Origin of the sequence: Streptomyces sp. NPDC012637, assembly GCF_042954805.1 — a bacterium.
Classification (GTDB): Bacteria; Actinomycetota; Actinomycetes; order Streptomycetales; family Streptomycetaceae; genus Streptomyces.
Window position 1 is genome coordinate 328,244 of sequence record NZ_JBIBDS010000002.1, and the last position, 15,814, is coordinate 344,057.

The following is a 15,814-nucleotide window of genomic DNA, read 5'->3' on the forward strand; positions in this document are numbered from 1 at the left end:
AGGACGCGGATCGCGTCAGGTCAGTGGCCTGGCGTACGCCCCAAGACGCGGTCCGCGCCAGGTCGGTGGCCTCGGGAACGCCCCGGGGCACGGTCCGCGCCAGGTCCCCGCAGGGGTCCGTCCCGGCGCCGGTGGCCCCGGGTGCGGCCCACTCCCCGTTTCGCATGTCTCTCGCCCGCCTCCCCGGTGCGCCGTCAACCACGGGCGACTCTGACGCCCGGAAGCGGCCTTCGGCACGGCACGCTTTCCTGACACTCGTTTAATCACCCATTTCGACGAACCGCCCACCAATCCCGGCATAAGCGACACTCCCGGCTATACGGTCGCTCCATGGCAGCCGAGACCGACTTCGAGACGGGCGTCGACACCCACGTCGACTCCGCCCTCGACACCGACGTCGACATCGACATCGACATCGACACCCTCACCGGCTGGGGCCGCACCGCCCCCACCCACGCGCGCGTGATCCGCCCGCGTACGTACGACGAGGCCGCGGCCGCCGTCCGTGCGTGCGGCGCCCGCGGGTCTATCGCGCGCGGCCTCGGCCGGGCCTACGGGGACGCCGCCCAGAACGCCGGCGGGTCCGTGCTCGACATGACCGCGCTCGCCCGGATCCGCGCCGTCGACGCCGAGGCCGGGCTCGTGGTCTGCGACGCCGGGGTGAGCCTGCACCACCTGATGGAGGTGCTGCTGCCGCTCGGCTGGTTCGTGCCGGTCACCCCCGGCACCCGCTACGTCACCGTCGGCGGCGCCGTCGGCGCCGACATCCACGGCAAGAACCACCACGTCTCCGGCTCCTTCTCCCGTCACGTCGTCTCCCTCGACCTGCTCACGGCCGACGGCAGGGTCCACACCGTCGCCCCCGGCACCCCGCTCTTCGACGCCACCGCCGGCGGCATGGGTCTGACCGGTGTGATCCTCTCCGTCACGCTCCGGCTGCTGCCCGTCGAGACGTCGCTGATGTCCGTCGACACCGAACGGGCCACCGACCTCGACGACCTGATGGCCCGGCTGACCGCCACGGACCACCGCTACCGCTACTCCGTCGCATGGATCGACCTGCTCGCGCGCGGCGCCTCGACCGGCCGCGCCGTCCTCACCCGCGGCGACCACGCCCCGTACGACGCGCTGCCGGTACGCGCCCGGCGCGCCCGCCGCGCGCCCCTGGACTTCCGGCCCGGGCAGCTGCCCCCCGCGCCCGCGTACGTCCCCGAGGGGCTGCTCGGCCGGACCACGGTCGGCCTGTTCAACGAGCTCTGGTACCGCAAGGCGCCGCGCCGCTCCACGGGCCGGCTCCAGCGGCTCTCCTCCTTCTTCCATCCGCTCGACGGGGTGCCGCACTGGAACCGGGTCTACGGGCGCGGCGGCTTCGTGCAGTACCAGTTCGTCGTCGGGGACGGGCAGGAGGAGACGCTGCGCCGGGTCGTGCGGCGGATCGCGACCCGAGGGTGTCCGTCCTTCCTCGCCGTCCTCAAGCGCTTCGGCGAGGCCGATCCCGGCTGGCTCTCCTTCCCGCTGCCCGGCTGGACCCTGGCGCTCGACATCCCGGCCTCACTCAGCGGTCTCGGCGCCTTCCTCGACGAGCTGGACGAGGAGGTCGTCGCGGCCGGCGGGCGGGTCTACCTCGCCAAGGACTCGCGGCTGCGGCCCGAGCTGCTCGCGGCGATGTACCCGAGGCTCGCCGACTTCCGCGAGCTGCGCGCCGCCCTCGACCCGCACTCGGTGTTCATGTCGGACCTCGCCCGCCGACTCGACCTCTGATCCCGGTCGTCCCCGCCGACTCGCCCTCTGCCCCCGGTCGCCCCCCGCCGTCCCTCCCCGCCTCTCCTGTCCCTCCCCACCTCTCCCTCTCCTGTCCCTCCCTCGCTCTCTTCCGCCCCGCCCGTTCTGTGCCTCCACCCCCGTCCGGCTCCCCCCTCCCCAGTCCCGCTCCTCCCTCCCCCGTCCCGCTCCCTCCCTCCCCCGTCCCGCTCCCTCCCTGGAGGCTGAACGCCATGAAGGACGCCTTCGGCGCACCCCAGTCCCTGCTCGTTCTCGGCGGCACCTCCGAGATCGGCCTCGCCACCGCTCGTCGGCTGATCACCCGCCGTACCCGTACGGTGTGGCTGGCCGGCCGGCCCTCGCCCGCCCTCACCGCCGCGGCGGACTCGCTGCGCGCGCTCGGCGCGGACGTGCGCACCGTCCCGTTCGACGCGCTGGACACCGAGTCGCACGAGGAACGGCTCGGCAAGATCTTCACCGAGGGCGACGTCGACATGGTGCTGCTCGCCTTCGGCGTCCTCGGTGACCAGGTGCGCGACGAGTCCGACCCGCTCGCTGCCGTACGGGTCGCCCAGACGAACTACACCGGCGCCGTCTCGGCCGGTCTGGTCTGTGCCCAGGCCCTGCAGGCCCAGGGCCACGGCTCGCTGGTGGTGCTGTCGTCGGTGGCCGGCGAGCGGGCCCGGCGGGCGAACTTCATCTACGGCTCGTCGAAGGCCGGTCTCGACGCCTTCGCGCAGGGGCTCGGGGACGCGATGCACGGCACGGGCGTGCACGTGATGGTGGTCAGGCCCGGGTTCGTCCGCACCCGGATGACCGCGGGCCGCGAGGAGGCGCCGCTCGCGACCACGCCGGAGGCCGTCGCGACGGCGATCGAGCTGGGGCTGCGGCGCCGCTCGGAGACGGTGTGGGTGCCGGGCGCGCTGCGCGTGGTGATGTCGGCGCTGCGGCACGTGCCGCGACCGCTGTTCCGGCGCCTGCCGGTATGACCCCGCCGGCGGGGTCTGCGTGCGGGCGCGGGTCGGGGTCCCGGCTCAGACCGCCGGCGAGGTGGCCGGCGCGTCGACCGGGCTGCTGCCCTGCGCCGGTACCGCCATGATGGTCCGGCCGCTGCCGAACTCGTAGTCGCACAGCTTGCGCCACACCTCGTCCGCACCCTGCTCGTACAGCGCGAAGGACCGGCAGGTCCACCGCGCCTCGTAGCCGGAGAGCTCCTCGAAGGCGCGGTCCATCGCCTCCTCGGCGATGCCGTGGGCGACGGTGACGTGCGGGTGGTACGGGAACTGCAGCTCGCGCGGGACGGGGCCGGCCGCGTCGCGGATCCGCTGCTGGAGCCGGTCGCAGCCGGCGGCGCCCTCGACGAGCTTCACGAAGACGACCGGGGAGAGCGGCCGGAAGGTGCCGGTGCCGTCGAGTCGCATGGTGAAGGGGTCGCTGAGCGCGGCGATGCCGGCGAGGTGCGCCTCGATCTCCGGCAGTCGCTCCTCGTCCACCTCGGTCGGCGGGAGCAGGGTGACGTGGGTCGGGATGCCGTGCGCGGCGGGATCCCCGAAGCCCGCGCGCCGCTCCTGGAGCAGGCTGCCGTGAGGCTCCGGGACCGCGATCGAAACGCCGAGCGTTACGGTCCCCACGTCGTTCTCCTCCGTCGTCCGTCGTCCGTCGTGCGTGGAAATGTGTGTGGTGGTGCAGCGCCAGTGTGCGGCCTGCACCACCGTTTCGGCCAGAGTCCTCGGACTCGGTGCCCGGCTCAGTGCTTGGCGGGCAGGAAACCGATCCGCTCGTAGGTCTGCGCCAGCGTCTCGGCGGCGACCGCACGGGCCTTCTCCGCGCCCTTGGCCAGCACGGAGTCCAACGTCTCCGGGTCGTCCAGGTACTCCTGGGTGCGGGTCCGGAACGGCGTGACGAAGTCCACCATGACCTCGGCCAGGTCGGTCTTCAGGGCGCCGTACATCTTGCCCTCGTAGCTCTTCTCCAGGTCGGCGACCGACGTGTCGGTGAGCACGGACAGGATGGTGAGCAGGTTGGAGACGCCGGCCTTGTTCTCCGGGTCGAAGCGGATGACCGTGTCGGTGTCGGTGACCGCGCTCTTGACCTTCTTCGCGGTGGTCTTCGGCTCGTCGAGGAGGTTGATCAGACCCTTGGGGGTGGACGCCGACTTGCTCATCTTGACCGACGGGTCCTGCAGGTCGTAGATCTTGGCCGTCTCCTTGAGGATGTACGGCGCCGGGATCGTGAAGGTCTCTCCGAAGCGGCCGTTGAAGCGCTCCGCGAGGTCGCGGGTCAGCTCGATGTGCTGGCGCTGGTCCTCGCCGACCGGGACCTGGTGGGCCTGGTACAGCAGGATGTCGGCGACCTGGAGGATCGGGTACGTGAAGAGGCCGACGGTGGCGCGGTCGGCGCCCTGCTTCGCGGACTTGTCCTTGAACTGGGTCATGCGGGAGGCCTCGCCGAAGCCGGTGAGGCAGTTCATGACCCAGCCGAGCTGGGCGTGCTCGGGCACGTGGCTCTGGACGAAGAGGGTGCAGCGCTCCGGGTCGAGGCCGGCGGCGAGCAGCTGGGCGGCGGCGAGCCGGGTGTTGGCGCGCAGCTCGGCCGGGTCCTGCGGGACCGTGATCGCGTGCAGGTCCACGACCATGTAGAAGGCGTCGTGGGACTCCTGCAGCGCGACCCACTGACGGACGGCGCCGAGGTAGTTGCCGAGGTGGAACGAGCCTGCGGTGGGCTGGATTCCGGAGAGCACACGAGGTCGATCAGAGGCCATGCTCATCATTCTCTCAGGTGTGGGAACCGATCCCGGACTGCCGGTGTATCAGAGATGTGAGGACGAGGGAGGGGACCCGGGAGGGGGGCCGAGTCGTCGTCGACGAGGGGGCCGTGATCGCACGGGTGCGCGCCGGAGAGCCGGAGGCGTACGCGGAGCTGGTCCGCGCCCACACCGGGGTCGCGCTGCGGGCCGCGGTGGCCTGCGGGGCGGGCGCGGACGCCGAGGACGTGGTGCAGCAGGCGTTCTTCAAGGCGTATCGCTCGCTGGGCGCCTTCAGGGACGGGGCGGCGTTCCGGCCGTGGCTGCTCACCATCGTGGCCAATGAGACGAGGAACACACTGCGCTCGGCGGGTCGGCAGCGGGCGGTGGCCGGGCGGGAGGCGGAGCTGCTCGCGGGCGAGCCGCTGATACCGGAGGGCGCGGACCCGGCGGTGGCGCTGGAGGAGGACGAGCGGCGCAGACGGCTGCTCGCGGCGCTCGACGCGCTGGGCGAGGAGCAGCGCGCGGTGGTGGTGCACCGCTATCTGCTGGAGCTGGACGAGGCGGAGACGGCCGAGGCGCTCGGCTGGCCGCGCGGGACGGTGAAGTCCCGGCTGAGCCGGGCGCTGAAGAGGCTGGGGACGGCGCTGAAGGGAGGTGAGGAGCATGGCTGACCCGGAGAAGGGCCTGGAGGACCTGGGGAAGGGCTTGGCGGAGGACCTGGAGACGGACCTGGAGGAGGAGCTGCGGGAGCTCGGACGGGCGCTGAGGGTGCCCGACGTGGACGGGCCGACGATGGCCGAACGGGTGCTGGCCCAGCTCCTGGCCGAGCGGGTGCCGACACCGGTGCCGCCGCCCGCGCCGCCGCCAGGCCGGTGGGGATGGCTGCGCCGTTGGTGGAGGGCGCTGGTGGCCTCGTTCTCGGGGCTGCTCATGGTCGTGGTGCTCACCCCTCCGGTGCGGGCCACGGTCGTGGAGTGGCTCGGCTTCGGCGGGGTCGCGGTGCGGTACGAGCCGGGGGCGCCGCCGGCGCCCGGCTCGGCGGCCGGGGTGCCGGGCTGCCCGGATCCGGTGCCGCTCGCGGAGGCGGGGCGCAGGGCGGGCTTCACGCCGCTGATACCCGGGGCGCTCGGGGAGCCGGACGCGGTGACGGTGACGGGCGTCCCGCCGCGGGGCGTGGTCGGCCTGTGCTGGCGGACGGCGGAGGGCGGCGCGGTCCGGCTGGACGAGTTCCCGGCGCGGCTCGACGTCGGCTTCGGCAAGCAGGTGCGGGTGCCGCCGGAGTGGGTGGCACTGCCGGACGGCGCGGAGGCGTACTGGTTCGCCCGGCCGCACCTGCTGACCTTCCCCATGACGGACTCCTCCGGCTCCGGCTGGGCCCCCTCGGTCCGCCCGGCGGGCCCCACGCTGCTGTGGACGAGGAGCGGGGGCACGCTCACCCTCCGCCTGGAGGGAGTGGCCGACCGGGCGGAGGCGATACGGATCGCAGCGTCCGCCCGGTAGGGGCCGGTGGCCGAGGCCGGCCGCCGGGAGGCCAGGGTCAGGTCGGGAGGCCCGGGTCGGGCCGGGAGGGCCCGGTCCGATGGAAAGCCCCGGTCAGGTCGGGAGGGCCGGGTCCAGACCGGGAGGCCCAGTCCGGTCGGGAGGCCCGGTCCGGTCGGGAGGCCGGGTTCAGACGGGGAGGCCGGGGGCCGGGAAGGCGGCCATCAGCTCGGCGACCTCCGCGCGGACCACGGCGAGGGCCTCCTCGTCGCCCTTGCCGGCGGCGGTGACACCGCGGTCGATCCAGTCGGCGACCTGGGGCATGTGGGAGACGTCCAGGCCGCGGGAGGTGAGGGAGGGGGTGCCGATGCGGACGCCGGAGGGGTCGAAGGGCTTTCGGGGGTCGTAGGGAACGGTGTTGTAGTTGACGACGATCCCCGCCCGGTCGAGGGCCTTCGCGGCGACCTTGCCGGGGACCTCCTTGGGGGTGAGGTCCATGAGGATCAGGTGGTTGTCGGTGCCGCCGGAGACCAGGTCGAAGCCGCGGGCGAGCAGGGCCTCGGCGAGGGCCTTGGCGTTGGCGACGACGGCGTGGGCGTAGTCGCGGAAGGAGGGCTGGGCCGCCTCGCGCAGGGCGACGGCGATGGCGGCGGTGGTCTGGTTGTGCGGGCCGCCCTGGAGACCGGGGAAGACGGCCTTGTCGAGGGCCTTGGCGTGCTGTTCGCGGGACATCAGCATGGCGCCGCGCGGGCCGCGGAGGGTCTTGTGGGTGGTCGTGGAGATCACGTCCACGTGCGGGACGGGCGACGGGTGGGCGCCGCCGGCGATCAGGCCGGCGATGTGGGCGACATCGGCGACGAGCACGGCGCCGGCCTCGCGGGCGATCTCGCCGAAGGCGGCGAAGTCGATGGTGCGGGGCAGCGCGGTGCCGCCGCAGAAGATGACCTTCGGGCGTTCGGCGAGGGCGAGTTCGCGGACCTGGTCGAAGTCGATGAGCCCGGTGTCCTGGCGTACGCCGTACTGGACGCCGCGGAACCAGGTGCCGGTGGCGGAGACGCCCCAGCCGTGGGTGAGGTGGCCGCCCATGGGCAGGGCCATGCCCATCACGGTGTCGCCGGGCTCGGCGAAGGCGAGGTAGACGGCGAGGTTGGCCGGGGAGCCGGAGTAGGGCTGGACGTTGGCGTGGTCGACGCCGAAGAGGGCCTTGGCGCGCTCGATGGCCAGGCTCTCGACCTGGTCGATGTTCTGCTGGCCCTCGTAGTAGCGACGGCCCGGGTAGCCCTCGCTGTACTTGTTCTGCAGGACGGTGCCGGAGGCCTCGAGGACGGCGGCGGAGACGTAGTTCTCGCTCGGGATGAGCCGCAGCGTCTCGGCCTGGAGCCGCTCCTCGGCGCCGACGAGGGCGGCGAGCTCGGGGTCGGCGGCGGAGAGGGCCGGGTGGTGGCCGGGGAGTTCGGCGTGCTGGGCGGGAAGGTTCATGGCGTTCGTTCCTCCGGGCAGGAGGTCCCGGTGCGGGTGCCGCACGGCGCCACACGGGACCTGACGGTTCCGTGATGCCCAGGCGAGCGGCACCTCGTGTGGTCTGCCGCGCACGGCTCCCCCGGGGTCGTTTCCCCGTACGCCAGTCGCCGTGCGTGTTTCCAGACTAGCGGGCGCGCCGTCACGGCAGGTTTCCCGGTCCGGCATGTGAGCGACGATAAGAAAAGGGAGCCACACCCGCCCCAGCCGCAGGACGAACGGAGATCCCGTGTCGAAGACGCAAGACGAGATCGCTGCCGCGGACGCGCACAGCGCCCACAACTACCACCCGCTGCCCCTGGTCGTCGCCTCCGCCGAGGGGGCGTGGATGACCGATGTCGAGGGGCGCCGCTTCCTCGACATGCTCGCCGGCTACTCGGCTCTCAACTTCGGTCATGGCAACCGGCGTCTGCTCGACGCCGCGCGGGCGCAGCTGGAGCGGGTGACGCTCACCTCGCGGGCCTTCCACCACGACCGGTTCGGGGAGTTCTGCACGCGCCTCGCCGAGCTGTGCGGCAAGGAGATGGTGCTGCCGATGAACACGGGCGCGGAGGCCGTGGAGACGGCGGTGAAGACCGCGCGGAAGTGGGGCTACGAGGTGAAGGGCGTGCCGGACGGGCACGCGAAGATCGTGGTCGCGGCGAACAACTTCCACGGCCGGACGACGACGATCGTCAGCTTCTCCACGGACCACGAGGCGCGCGACCACTACGGCCCGTACACGCCGGGCTTCGAGATCGTGCCGTACGGCGACCTGACGGCACTGGAGACGGCGGTCACGGAGAACACGGTGGCCGTGCTCCTGGAGCCGATCCAGGGCGAGGCGGGTGTCCTCGTCCCGCCGCCCGGCTATCTGCGCGGGGTGCGGGAGCTGACGGCACGGCGGAACGTGCTGTTCATGGCGGACGAGATCCAGTCGGGCCTCGGCCGAACGGGCAGGACCTTCGCGTGCGAGCACGAGGACGTGGTGCCCGACGTCTACATCCTCGGCAAGGCGCTGGGCGGCGGCGTGGTGCCGGTGTCGGCGGTGGTCGCCGACCGGGACGTCCTCGGGGTGTTCCGGCCGGGCGAGCACGGCTCGACGTTCGGCGGCAATCCGCTGGCCTGTGCGGTGGCCCTGGAGGTGATCGCGATGCTGCGGACGGGCGAGTACCAGCAGCGGGCGGCGGAGCTGGGCGAGCACCTGCACGCGGAACTGAAGCTGCTGGTGGGCGGCGGCGCGGTGGAGGAGGTGCGCGGGCGGGGCCTGTGGGCGGGCGTCGACATCGCGCCCTCGAAGGGCACGGGCCGGCAGATCTCGGAGCGGCTGATGGAGCGGGGCGTGCTGGTGAAGGACACCCACGGGTCCACGATCCGGATCGCTCCGCCGCTGGTGATCTCCAAGGAGGATCTGGACTGGGGACTCGAGCAGTTGCGGGCGGTGCTGACGGAGGAGTGATCCCGTAGGGGCCAGGAGCTAGGGGCTAGGAGCTCCGACGGGGAGGACGCGGCCTCCGGAGGGGGAGCGCCCGGGCCGCGTCCTCCGCGGTGCCTCGCTCATGGAGGACGCCGCCACGCCCGGACGCCACCACGTCCACCACGCCCGGGCGTCGTCACGTCCACCACGCCCGGGCGCCGCCACGCCCAAACACCGTCACGTCCGGACACCGTCACGTCCGGACGCCGCCACGCCCCGACGCCGTCACGTCCCGACGCCACCACAGCCGGACGCCGCCCCCACTTCCGGACGCCTCCGCCCTCCGGCCCCGGCCCCTCCCCCGTCGGTCGTCGGTCGTCGGTCGGCGGTCGACGGTCGACGGCCGACGGGGCCGGCGCTGGATCCCCGGGGTCCGGTTCGTGGTCAACTCCACCCGTTGACACGGCAGTTGGTCTAGGCCAATGTTGCGGCCATGTCGAGACCCCGTCTGCGCCGTGCCCTGCGCGGTGCGCTCGCCGCACTCGTCCCCTTCGCCCTGCTCGGCGCGTTCTCCGGCTCCGCGCATGCCGCCCCGCGGGCCGCGTGGCCCGAGCCCGTGCCGGTCGTCTCCCGTGTCGAGACTGCCGACCCGGTCGTCTTCATCACCCTTGACGACGGCTGGAACCACGACCCGGGCGCCGCGAAGCTGCTGCTCGACCGCAGGGTGCCCGCCTCGCTGTTCCTGCTGCCGGGCGCGTACTCGTACGACTCCGGCTACTTCCACGGCCTGCTCGACCAGGGCCGCTCCCGGGTCGAGAACCACACCGTCGGCCACCCGGACCTCACCGCGCTCGACGCCGCCGGGCAGAAGGCCGAGGTCTGCGGGGCGCGCGAGGCGCACCTCGCCGAGTTCGGGGACGGGCCGCGGCTGCTGCGCCCGCCGTACGGCGCGTACGACGCGACGACCCGGACGACCGCGCGCGCCTGCGGGGCGAAGGCCCTGGTGACGTGGACGTACGACCTGACCACCTGGGGTGCCGATCCCGTCCCGATGCCCCGGCTGAAGGCGGGCGACATCGTGCTCCTGCACTTCAACGGGACCGTCGAGCAGGACCTCCGCCGCGTCCTGGACGCGGCCGAGGCGGCCGGTCTGGAGCCCGCGCCCTTGAGGGACTACGTCACAGAATGACGTGCGGGACGAAGCGGGCGTACTCGTCCGTGACCGGTCCCGCCGACTCCCGGATCCCGAGCCCCGCCGACTCGTCGCCGACGGTCCACGCGCCGAGCACCACGCGGTTGCCGTCGAAGTCGGGCAGCGGGGCCAGTTCCTGGTAGACGCAGGGCTCGTCGCGCAGCACCGGCTCCGCGCCAGGCTCGTGCAGGGTCACTCCCGCGCCCTCGCGGCCGAGCAGCGGCTTGGAGACGTAGCCGGGTCCGCCGGCGGCGGCGAGTTCCCGCGGGCCGTCGAGGTAGGCGGGCAGCAGGTTCGGGTGGCCCGGGTGGAGCTCCCAGAGGATCGCGAGGAGGGCCTTGTTGGAGAGCAGCATCTTCCACGCCGGCTCGATCCAGCAGGTGGTGCCGGTGCCGCCGCCGTTGTCGAGGGTGTCGAGGACGTACGGGCCGAAGCGGTCCGTGGTGAGCCACTCCCACGGGTAGAGCTTGAAGCAGGCGCGGATGAAGCGGAGCCGGTCGTCGACGAAGCGTCCGGAGATCCGGTCCCAGCCGATCCGCTCGACCGAGAGCGCCTCCGTGGCGAGCCCGGCCTGCTGGGCCGTCTCGCGCAGGTACGCGACCGTCATCAGGTCCTCGCCGAGCTCGTCGCCGTCGGAGTGGACGAAGTGGACCGGGCTGCCGGGCGGCAGCAGGTGGGCCTGCCGCTTCCAGGCGTCGACGAGCCGCTCGTGGAGCGAGTTCCACTGGTCGGCGCCCGGGAAGCGCTCCTCCATCCAGAACCACTGCGGGCTCGCGGCCTCCACCAGGGAGGTGGGGGTGTCGGCGTTGTACTCCAGCATCTTGGCCGGGCCCGTACCGTCGTAGCGCAGGTCGAAGCGGGCGTAGACGGTGGGGAGTTCGGCCCGGCGGCGCCAGGACTCGGCGACCCGGGCGACGAGGCGGGGATCGGTGATGCCGAGCTCAGCGAAACGGTCCTTCTCGACGATGTGCGCCGCCGCCTCCAGGCACATGGCGTGCAGCTCCTCGACGACCTCCTCCAGCGCCTCGACCTCGGGCAGGTTGAAGGAGTAGTAGGCGCTCTCGTCCCAGTAGGGGCGAAGCGAGCCGTCGGGGTAGCGGGTCAGGGGGTAGATCAGGCCCTGCTCCTCGACGGTCTGCTGCCAGCCGGGGCGGGGCTCGATGGTGTGGCGCTCCACGGCCGGATCAGCCGCCGGAGGAGGAGTGGTGGCCGCCGAAGCCGCCGCTGTCGACCGCGGACTTGTCGAAGCTGCCGCCGCTGACCGTGCCGTTGCTGGACGAGCCGCCGTAGTAGTAGCGGCCGTTCGAGCTGCTGCTGCTCCCGCTGCTGCCGTCGCCGTCACACTTGTAGTCCGGCAGCTCCTTGTACGTCACCGGGTCGACGCAGCGCCGGTCGGGCTCCGAGGAGCAGGCGGTGAGTGTCACGGCGAGCATGCCCACCCCACCGAGTACCACCGTGGTCGACCTCAGTCTGCGCATGACCCTGTCCTCCCCTGTCTCCCCTGTTGTCCGGGCGGTGCGGACGCCGCGCCCGGTTGCGATCGCACAGTGTAGGCCCGGCGTGAACAGCCGACCGATCCCCGTCGCACTAGAGTCCCTTTCGTGCTCCTTGGGATGATGTGCGCACTCGGATCGGCCGTCTGCTTCGGGGCCGCCTCGGTCTTCCAGGCGCTCGGCGCCAGGGCCGCCGAGCCCGGCACGGGCAGCGGGGTCGACGTGGCGCTGCTGTGGCGTGCGCTGCGGCAGTGGCGGTACGTGGCCGGGCTCGGCTTGGACGGACTCGGTTTCGTGCTCCAGATCGTCGCGCTGCGGACCCTGCCGATCTACGCGGTCGGGGCCTCCCTCGCGGCCAGCCTCGCCGTCACGGCGGTGATCGCCTCCCACATGCTGAAGGTGCGGCTCAGCCGCATCGAGTGGACGGCGGTCGCGGTGGTGTGCCTCGGACTCGCGATGCTGGCGCTCGCCGCCGGCCGGGAGGGCCACGAGAGCCCCGGCGCCGTGCTGGAGTGGGGGCTGCTCGCCGCGGCCTTCGGGGTACTGCTCGTCGGGGCGGCGGCCGGCCGGCTCCCGGAACGGCCGCGGGCCCTGACCCTCGGCCTCGCGGGCGGTGTCGGCTTCGGCGTGGTCGAGGTCGCCGTCCGGCTGATCGACTCGGTCGACCTGGCCGACCCCGCCTTCTACGCCCTCCTCGTCGGCGGCGGCAGCGCCTTCCTGCTCTACACCTCCGCCCTCCAGCGCGGCTCGGTCACCACCGCGACCGCCGGCCTGGTCCTCGGCGAGACCATCGGCCCCGCGGTGGTGGGCGTCGTCTGGCTCGGCGACCGCACCCGCGAGGGCCTCGGCTGGCTCGCCCTGCTCGGCTTCGCCGTCGCGGTCGCGGGCTCGCTGACCCTGGCCCGTTTCGGCGAGGCCCCGGCACGGGAGGAGGCGGACGCGGCGCTCAAGGCCTGAGGGTCCGCGGCCGGTTCGCCTACGGGCCGCCGCGCGGCGCGGCGGCCCCGGTCGGCAAACGGCCCGCGCGGGCCACGGGCCGGCCCCTGCGGCGGCACCGGAGCACGTTGTGGTCCCCGTCGGCGCCGGTCGGCCCGGGCTGCGAGGCCGGGCCCCACGGCAGCACCCGGCACGCCGGGCTCCCCGTCGGCCGCCGGCCCACGCGCACGGCCCCACGACAGCACCCGGCACGTGGCTGCCCCCGTCGACCGACCACCGGCTCGCGCGGCCCCGCGACCCGGGCCCCACGGCAGCACCCGGCACGCCGGGCTCCCCGTCGGCCGCCGGCCCACGCGCACGGCCCCACGACAGCACCCGGCACGTGGCTGCCCCCGTCGACCGACCACCGGCTCGCGCGGCCCCGCGACCCGGGCCCTACGGCAGCACCCGGCACAACGCGGCCAGTGCGCCCGACCACGCGCTGTCCGTGGGCGTGCCGTAGCCGACGACGAGGGCGTCGCGGGTGCGGGGGACGGCGGAGTGCCGGAAGCGGTTGACGCCCATCAGGGCGAGTCCCTGGAAGGCCGCGGCGCGGACCACCGACTCCTCGGTTCCCTCCGGGAGTTCGAGGACTGCGTGGAGCCCGGCCGCGATGCCGCTCACCCGGGTCTCGGGCGAGGATGCGGCCACCGCCGCCACCAACTGGTCGCGCCGCCGCCGGTAGCGCAGCCGCATCGCCCGGACGTGCCGGTCGTACGCGCCGGAGGCGAGGAACTCGGCGAAGGTCAGCTGGTCCGTGACGCCCGACATCCAGTCGACCCCGCCCTTCGCCGCCGCCACCTCGTCGACCAGGTGTTCCGGCAGCACCATCCACGCGAGCCGCAGGCCCGGGGCGAGGGACTTGCTCGCGGTGCCGAGGTAGACGACCCGCTCCGGGTCGAGTCCCTGGAGGGCTCCGACGGGCTGGCGGTCGTAGCGGAACTCCCCGTCGTAGTCGTCCTCCAGGATCAGCCCGCCGGAGGCCCGCGCCCAGTCGACGGCCGCCGCCCGCCGGTCCGGCCGGAGTGCACCGCCCGTCGGGAACTGGTGGGCGGGCGTCATCAGGACCCCGCCCACCTCGCCCAGTTCGCCCGCCCCCAACTCCTCGGTCCGGGTGCCCCGTTCGTCGAAGGGCAGGGCCGGCATCCGGATGCCCTCGCGGCCGAGCATGTCCCAGTGGACGTCGAGGCCGTACGACTCCACGGCCACCGCGCTCACCCCGCGGCCCCGCATCACCTGGCCCATCAGCATCAGGCCGTGCACGAACCCCGAGCAGACCACGATCCGTTCGGGCCGTGCGTGGACGCCACGCGCCCGCGCCAGGTACTCGGCGAGCACCGTGCGCAGTTCGGTCCGGCCGCGCGGATCGCCGTAGCCGAAGGCCTCGTGCGGCGCGGCCGTGAGCGCCTTGCGGGCCGCCCTGAGCCACTCGGCGCACGGGAAGGAGCCGAGGTCGGGAGTGCCGGGCCGCAGGCTGTACGCGGGCTTCCCGGCCGCGGGCGTGACGGCGGCGGCACCGCCCGACGGGGCCGCACGGCGCGCCGCGGGCCGGGGCGTCGAGCGCGGGGCCACCCGGGTCCCGGAGCCCTGACGTGCGGTCAGCCAGCCCTCGGCGACCAGCTCCGCGTACGCGTCGGCGACGGTGTTGCGGGCCACGCCCAGGTCGACGGCGAGCGACCGCGAGGACGGCAGCCGGGTCCCGGCCGCCAGCCGCCCGCTGCGCACGGCCTCCCGCAGCGCGTCCATCAGTCCGTCGCGCAGGCCCTGCCCGCGCAGCTCCAGGTGTAGGTCGGCGCCGAAAGTGGCCCAGTCATCCGCCATGGGAATGGACCATACCCGGGCGCCATCCCGACCGTACGGTCGTCGACATGACCACCACCACGACCAGTACGGCCGGGACGACCCAGGCCCCGGCGCAGGCCGCCCTCGCCTCCGAGCACCCGCCCCGGCTCCCCTTCGCCGAGCGGCACCCCGCGTTCTACAAGGCCATGATCGGCCTGGAGATCGCGGCGTCGAAGCACGTGGACCCGACGCTGTACGAGCTGGTCAAGATCCGCGCCTCGCAGATCAACAACTGCGCCTTCTGCCTGGACATGCACACCAAGGACGCGCTCGCGGCCGGGGAGAGCGTCCAGCGGATCGTGCAGCTGTCCGCCTGGCGGGAGTCGCGGCACTTCTACACCGAGCGCGAGCTGGCCGCCCTCGCCCTGACGGAGGCGGTCACCGTGCTCACCGACGGCTTCGTGCCCGACGAGGTGTACGCGGAGGCCGCCCGCCACTTCGACGAGACCGAGCTGTCGCACGTCATCGGGGCGATCGTGACGATCAACGCGTGGAACCGGATCGCCGTGACCTGCCGCTTCACGCCGGGCCACTACACGCCGGGCGCGTACAAGCGATGAGCGCGGACCTCGCCGCGTCCGCCGGCGCCCCCTCGCGGGTCGGCGTCCTGCGCGCCCTGCACCTCGACCGGCCCGCCGGGCGACCGCTGGTCCTGCCGGGGCCCTGGGACGCGGCCTCCGCACGGGTCTTCGAGGAGGCCGGGTTCCCGGCCCTGGCCACGCCCAGCGCGGGGATCGACGCGGCGCTCGGGAACGCGGACGGCACCACTGCGCCGGAGGAGATGCTGGCGGCCGTGGCGCGGATCGCCCGGGCCGTGTCCGTGCCGGTCAGCGCCGACCTGGAGGACGGCTACGGGCTGCCGGCCGACGAACTCGTGGCGCGGGTCCTGGAGACCGGCGCGGTCGGGCTGAACCTGGAGGACTCCGACCGCGCCGGCCACCGGCTGCGCGACCCGCACGAGCACGCCGAACGGCTCGCGGCGGTACGGGCGGCCGCCGGGCCCGCCCTCTTCGTGAACGCCCGCGTGGACACGTACCTCCACGGCGGGACGGCCGAGGAGGCCGCCGAGCGCGCCCTGCTCTACCGCGCGGCCGGCGCGGACTGCGTCTTCCCGGTCCTCGCGCCTCCCGAGGACCTGCCCAGGCTGCGGTCGGCGGGCGTCGAGGGCCCGCTCAACTTCCTGGTCCGCCCCGGCGATCCGTCGTTCGCCGAACTCGGCCGTCTGGGCGCCACCCGGATCACCTTCGGCCCCGGCCTGCTCCGCCGCGCGCTCGCGCACCTCGCCGGCATGGCGGCGGAGACGGCCGCGGAGACGGCCTGAGAACGACATGACGGTGCCCCCGGCCGGAAGTGGCCGGGGGCACCGTCATGTCACGGGCGTCTCTCTCGGACGAGGCTCCGATGAGGCTCGG

Annotated in this window: 15 protein-coding genes and 1 riboswitch; of the genes, 9 read left to right on the top strand and 6 right to left on the bottom strand. The window is 73.8% G+C overall.

Annotation, left to right across the window (positions count from 1 at the left end):
* Window positions 1-330: 330 nt before the first annotated feature.
* Together ACFY8W_RS09590 and ACFY8W_RS09595 are read left to right on the top strand one after the other, a co-directional pair.
* Window positions 331-1,761: an FAD-binding protein gene (locus tag ACFY8W_RS09590; RefSeq protein ID WP_391102466.1), complete on the top strand. Its 1,431-nt coding sequence runs from the start codon at window positions 331-333 to the stop codon at window positions 1,759-1,761.
* Window positions 1,762-1,994: 233 nt separating this feature from the next.
* Window positions 1,995-2,750, top strand: a complete 756-nt coding sequence (locus ACFY8W_RS09595) for a decaprenylphospho-beta-D-erythro-pentofuranosid-2-ulose 2-reductase (RefSeq protein ID WP_391102467.1) — start codon at window positions 1,995-1,997, stop codon at window positions 2,748-2,750.
* 45 nt (window positions 2,751-2,795) lie between these two features.
* Here ACFY8W_RS09595 and ACFY8W_RS09600 read toward each other — a convergent pair whose 3' ends face one another.
* Together ACFY8W_RS09600 and trpS are read right to left on the bottom strand one after the other, a co-directional pair.
* Window positions 2,796-3,392, bottom strand: coding sequence for a 2'-5' RNA ligase family protein (locus tag ACFY8W_RS09600; protein ID WP_391102470.1), 597 nt, complete (start codon window positions 3,390-3,392; stop codon window positions 2,796-2,798).
* Between the two features lie 116 nt (window positions 3,393-3,508).
* A complete protein-coding gene (trpS, locus tag ACFY8W_RS09605; RefSeq protein ID WP_391102472.1) occupies window positions 3,509-4,522 on the bottom strand; it encodes a tryptophan--tRNA ligase in 1,014 nt (337 codons plus the stop codon).
* Between the two features lie 56 nt (window positions 4,523-4,578).
* Between trpS and ACFY8W_RS09610 the strand changes: the two genes are divergently transcribed.
* Window positions 4,579-5,178 (top strand): sigma-70 family RNA polymerase sigma factor, encoded by a 600-nt coding sequence (locus tag ACFY8W_RS09610; RefSeq protein WP_391102474.1) that lies wholly within the window; start codon window positions 4,579-4,581, stop codon window positions 5,176-5,178.
* On the top strand, window positions 5,171-6,007 hold the full coding sequence (locus tag ACFY8W_RS09615) for a hypothetical protein (protein WP_391102476.1): 837 nt from the start codon (window positions 5,171-5,173) through the stop codon (window positions 6,005-6,007). The genes ACFY8W_RS09610 and ACFY8W_RS09615 overlap by 8 nt, the downstream gene beginning before the upstream one ends.
* 168 nt (window positions 6,008-6,175) lie before the next feature.
* On the opposite strand, the gene glyA is transcribed toward ACFY8W_RS09615, so the two are convergent.
* Complete coding sequence (gene glyA, locus ACFY8W_RS09620) at window positions 6,176-7,465, bottom strand: serine hydroxymethyltransferase (protein ID WP_391102478.1); 1,290 nt, start codon at window positions 7,463-7,465, stop codon at window positions 6,176-6,178.
* A gap of 69 nt (window positions 7,466-7,534) precedes the next feature.
* Window positions 7,535-7,625, bottom strand: a riboswitch (ZMP/ZTP riboswitch).
* A 108-nt stretch (window positions 7,626-7,733) separates the two neighbouring features.
* Between glyA and rocD the strand changes: the two genes are divergently transcribed.
* Together rocD and ACFY8W_RS09630 are read left to right on the top strand one after the other, a co-directional pair.
* Entirely contained in the window at window positions 7,734-8,942 is a 1,209-nt protein-coding gene (gene rocD / locus ACFY8W_RS09625) for an ornithine--oxo-acid transaminase (RefSeq protein WP_391102480.1), read from the top strand.
* A 451-nt stretch (window positions 8,943-9,393) separates the two neighbouring features.
* Window positions 9,394-10,089, top strand: coding sequence for a polysaccharide deacetylase family protein (locus tag ACFY8W_RS09630; protein WP_391102483.1), 696 nt, complete (start codon window positions 9,394-9,396; stop codon window positions 10,087-10,089).
* On the opposite strand, the gene ACFY8W_RS09635 is transcribed toward ACFY8W_RS09630, so the two are convergent.
* Both ACFY8W_RS09635 and ACFY8W_RS09640 read right to left on the bottom strand, forming a co-directional pair.
* Entirely contained in the window at window positions 10,079-11,269 is a 1,191-nt protein-coding gene (locus ACFY8W_RS09635; RefSeq protein WP_391102485.1) for a glutathionylspermidine synthase family protein, read from the bottom strand. The genes ACFY8W_RS09630 and ACFY8W_RS09635 overlap by 11 nt on opposite strands.
* 7 nt (window positions 11,270-11,276) lie before the next feature.
* The gene (locus ACFY8W_RS09640; RefSeq protein WP_391102487.1) at window positions 11,277-11,570 is read right to left on the bottom strand and encodes a hypothetical protein; all 294 of its coding nucleotides are present in this window, start codon (window positions 11,568-11,570) and stop codon (window positions 11,277-11,279) included.
* A gap of 135 nt (window positions 11,571-11,705) precedes the next feature.
* Here ACFY8W_RS09640 and ACFY8W_RS09645 point away from each other — a divergent pair, with 135 nt between their 5' ends.
* Window positions 11,706-12,542 (top strand): hypothetical protein, encoded by an 837-nt coding sequence (locus tag ACFY8W_RS09645; protein WP_391103846.1) that lies wholly within the window; start codon window positions 11,706-11,708, stop codon window positions 12,540-12,542.
* A 414-nt stretch (window positions 12,543-12,956) separates the two neighbouring features.
* On the opposite strand, the gene ACFY8W_RS09650 is transcribed toward ACFY8W_RS09645, so the two are convergent.
* Entirely contained in the window at window positions 12,957-14,381 is a 1,425-nt protein-coding gene (locus ACFY8W_RS09650; protein WP_391102490.1) for an aminotransferase class I/II-fold pyridoxal phosphate-dependent enzyme, read from the bottom strand.
* Between the two features lie 47 nt (window positions 14,382-14,428).
* Between ACFY8W_RS09650 and ACFY8W_RS09655 the strand changes: the two genes are divergently transcribed.
* Together ACFY8W_RS09655 and ACFY8W_RS09660 are read left to right on the top strand one after the other, a co-directional pair.
* Window positions 14,429-14,962, top strand: a complete 534-nt coding sequence (locus ACFY8W_RS09655; protein ID WP_391102493.1) for a carboxymuconolactone decarboxylase family protein — start codon at window positions 14,429-14,431, stop codon at window positions 14,960-14,962.
* Window positions 14,959-15,723: an isocitrate lyase/phosphoenolpyruvate mutase family protein gene (locus ACFY8W_RS09660; RefSeq protein WP_391102496.1), complete on the top strand. Its 765-nt coding sequence runs from the start codon at window positions 14,959-14,961 to the stop codon at window positions 15,721-15,723. The genes ACFY8W_RS09655 and ACFY8W_RS09660 overlap by 4 nt, the downstream gene beginning before the upstream one ends.
* Window positions 15,724-15,814 lie beyond the last annotated feature (91 nt).

Coding starts and splice junctions, on each gene's coding strand:
- ACFY8W_RS09590 (WP_391102466.1), top strand. CDS start 331: ATGGCAGCCGAGACCGACTTCGAGACGGGCGTCGACACCCACGTCGAC.
- ACFY8W_RS09595 (WP_391102467.1), top strand. CDS start 1,995: ATGAAGGACGCCTTCGGCGCACCCCAGTCCCTGCTCGTTCTCGGCGGC.
- trpS (WP_391102472.1), bottom strand. CDS start 4,522: ATGGCCTCTGATCGACCTCGTGTGCTCTCCGGAATCCAGCCCACCGCA.
- ACFY8W_RS09615 (WP_391102476.1), top strand. CDS start 5,171: ATGGCTGACCCGGAGAAGGGCCTGGAGGACCTGGGGAAGGGCTTGGCG.
- glyA (WP_391102478.1), bottom strand. CDS start 7,465: ATGAACCTTCCCGCCCAGCACGCCGAACTCCCCGGCCACCACCCGGCC.
- ACFY8W_RS09630 (WP_391102483.1), top strand. CDS start 9,394: ATGTCGAGACCCCGTCTGCGCCGTGCCCTGCGCGGTGCGCTCGCCGCA.
- ACFY8W_RS09640 (WP_391102487.1), bottom strand. CDS start 11,570: ATGCGCAGACTGAGGTCGACCACGGTGGTACTCGGTGGGGTGGGCATG.
- ACFY8W_RS09645 (WP_391103846.1), top strand. CDS start 11,706: ATGATGTGCGCACTCGGATCGGCCGTCTGCTTCGGGGCCGCCTCGGTC.
- ACFY8W_RS09650 (WP_391102490.1), bottom strand. CDS start 14,381: ATGGCGGATGACTGGGCCACTTTCGGCGCCGACCTACACCTGGAGCTG.
- ACFY8W_RS09655 (WP_391102493.1), top strand. CDS start 14,429: ATGACCACCACCACGACCAGTACGGCCGGGACGACCCAGGCCCCGGCG.
- ACFY8W_RS09660 (WP_391102496.1), top strand. CDS start 14,959: ATGAGCGCGGACCTCGCCGCGTCCGCCGGCGCCCCCTCGCGGGTCGGC.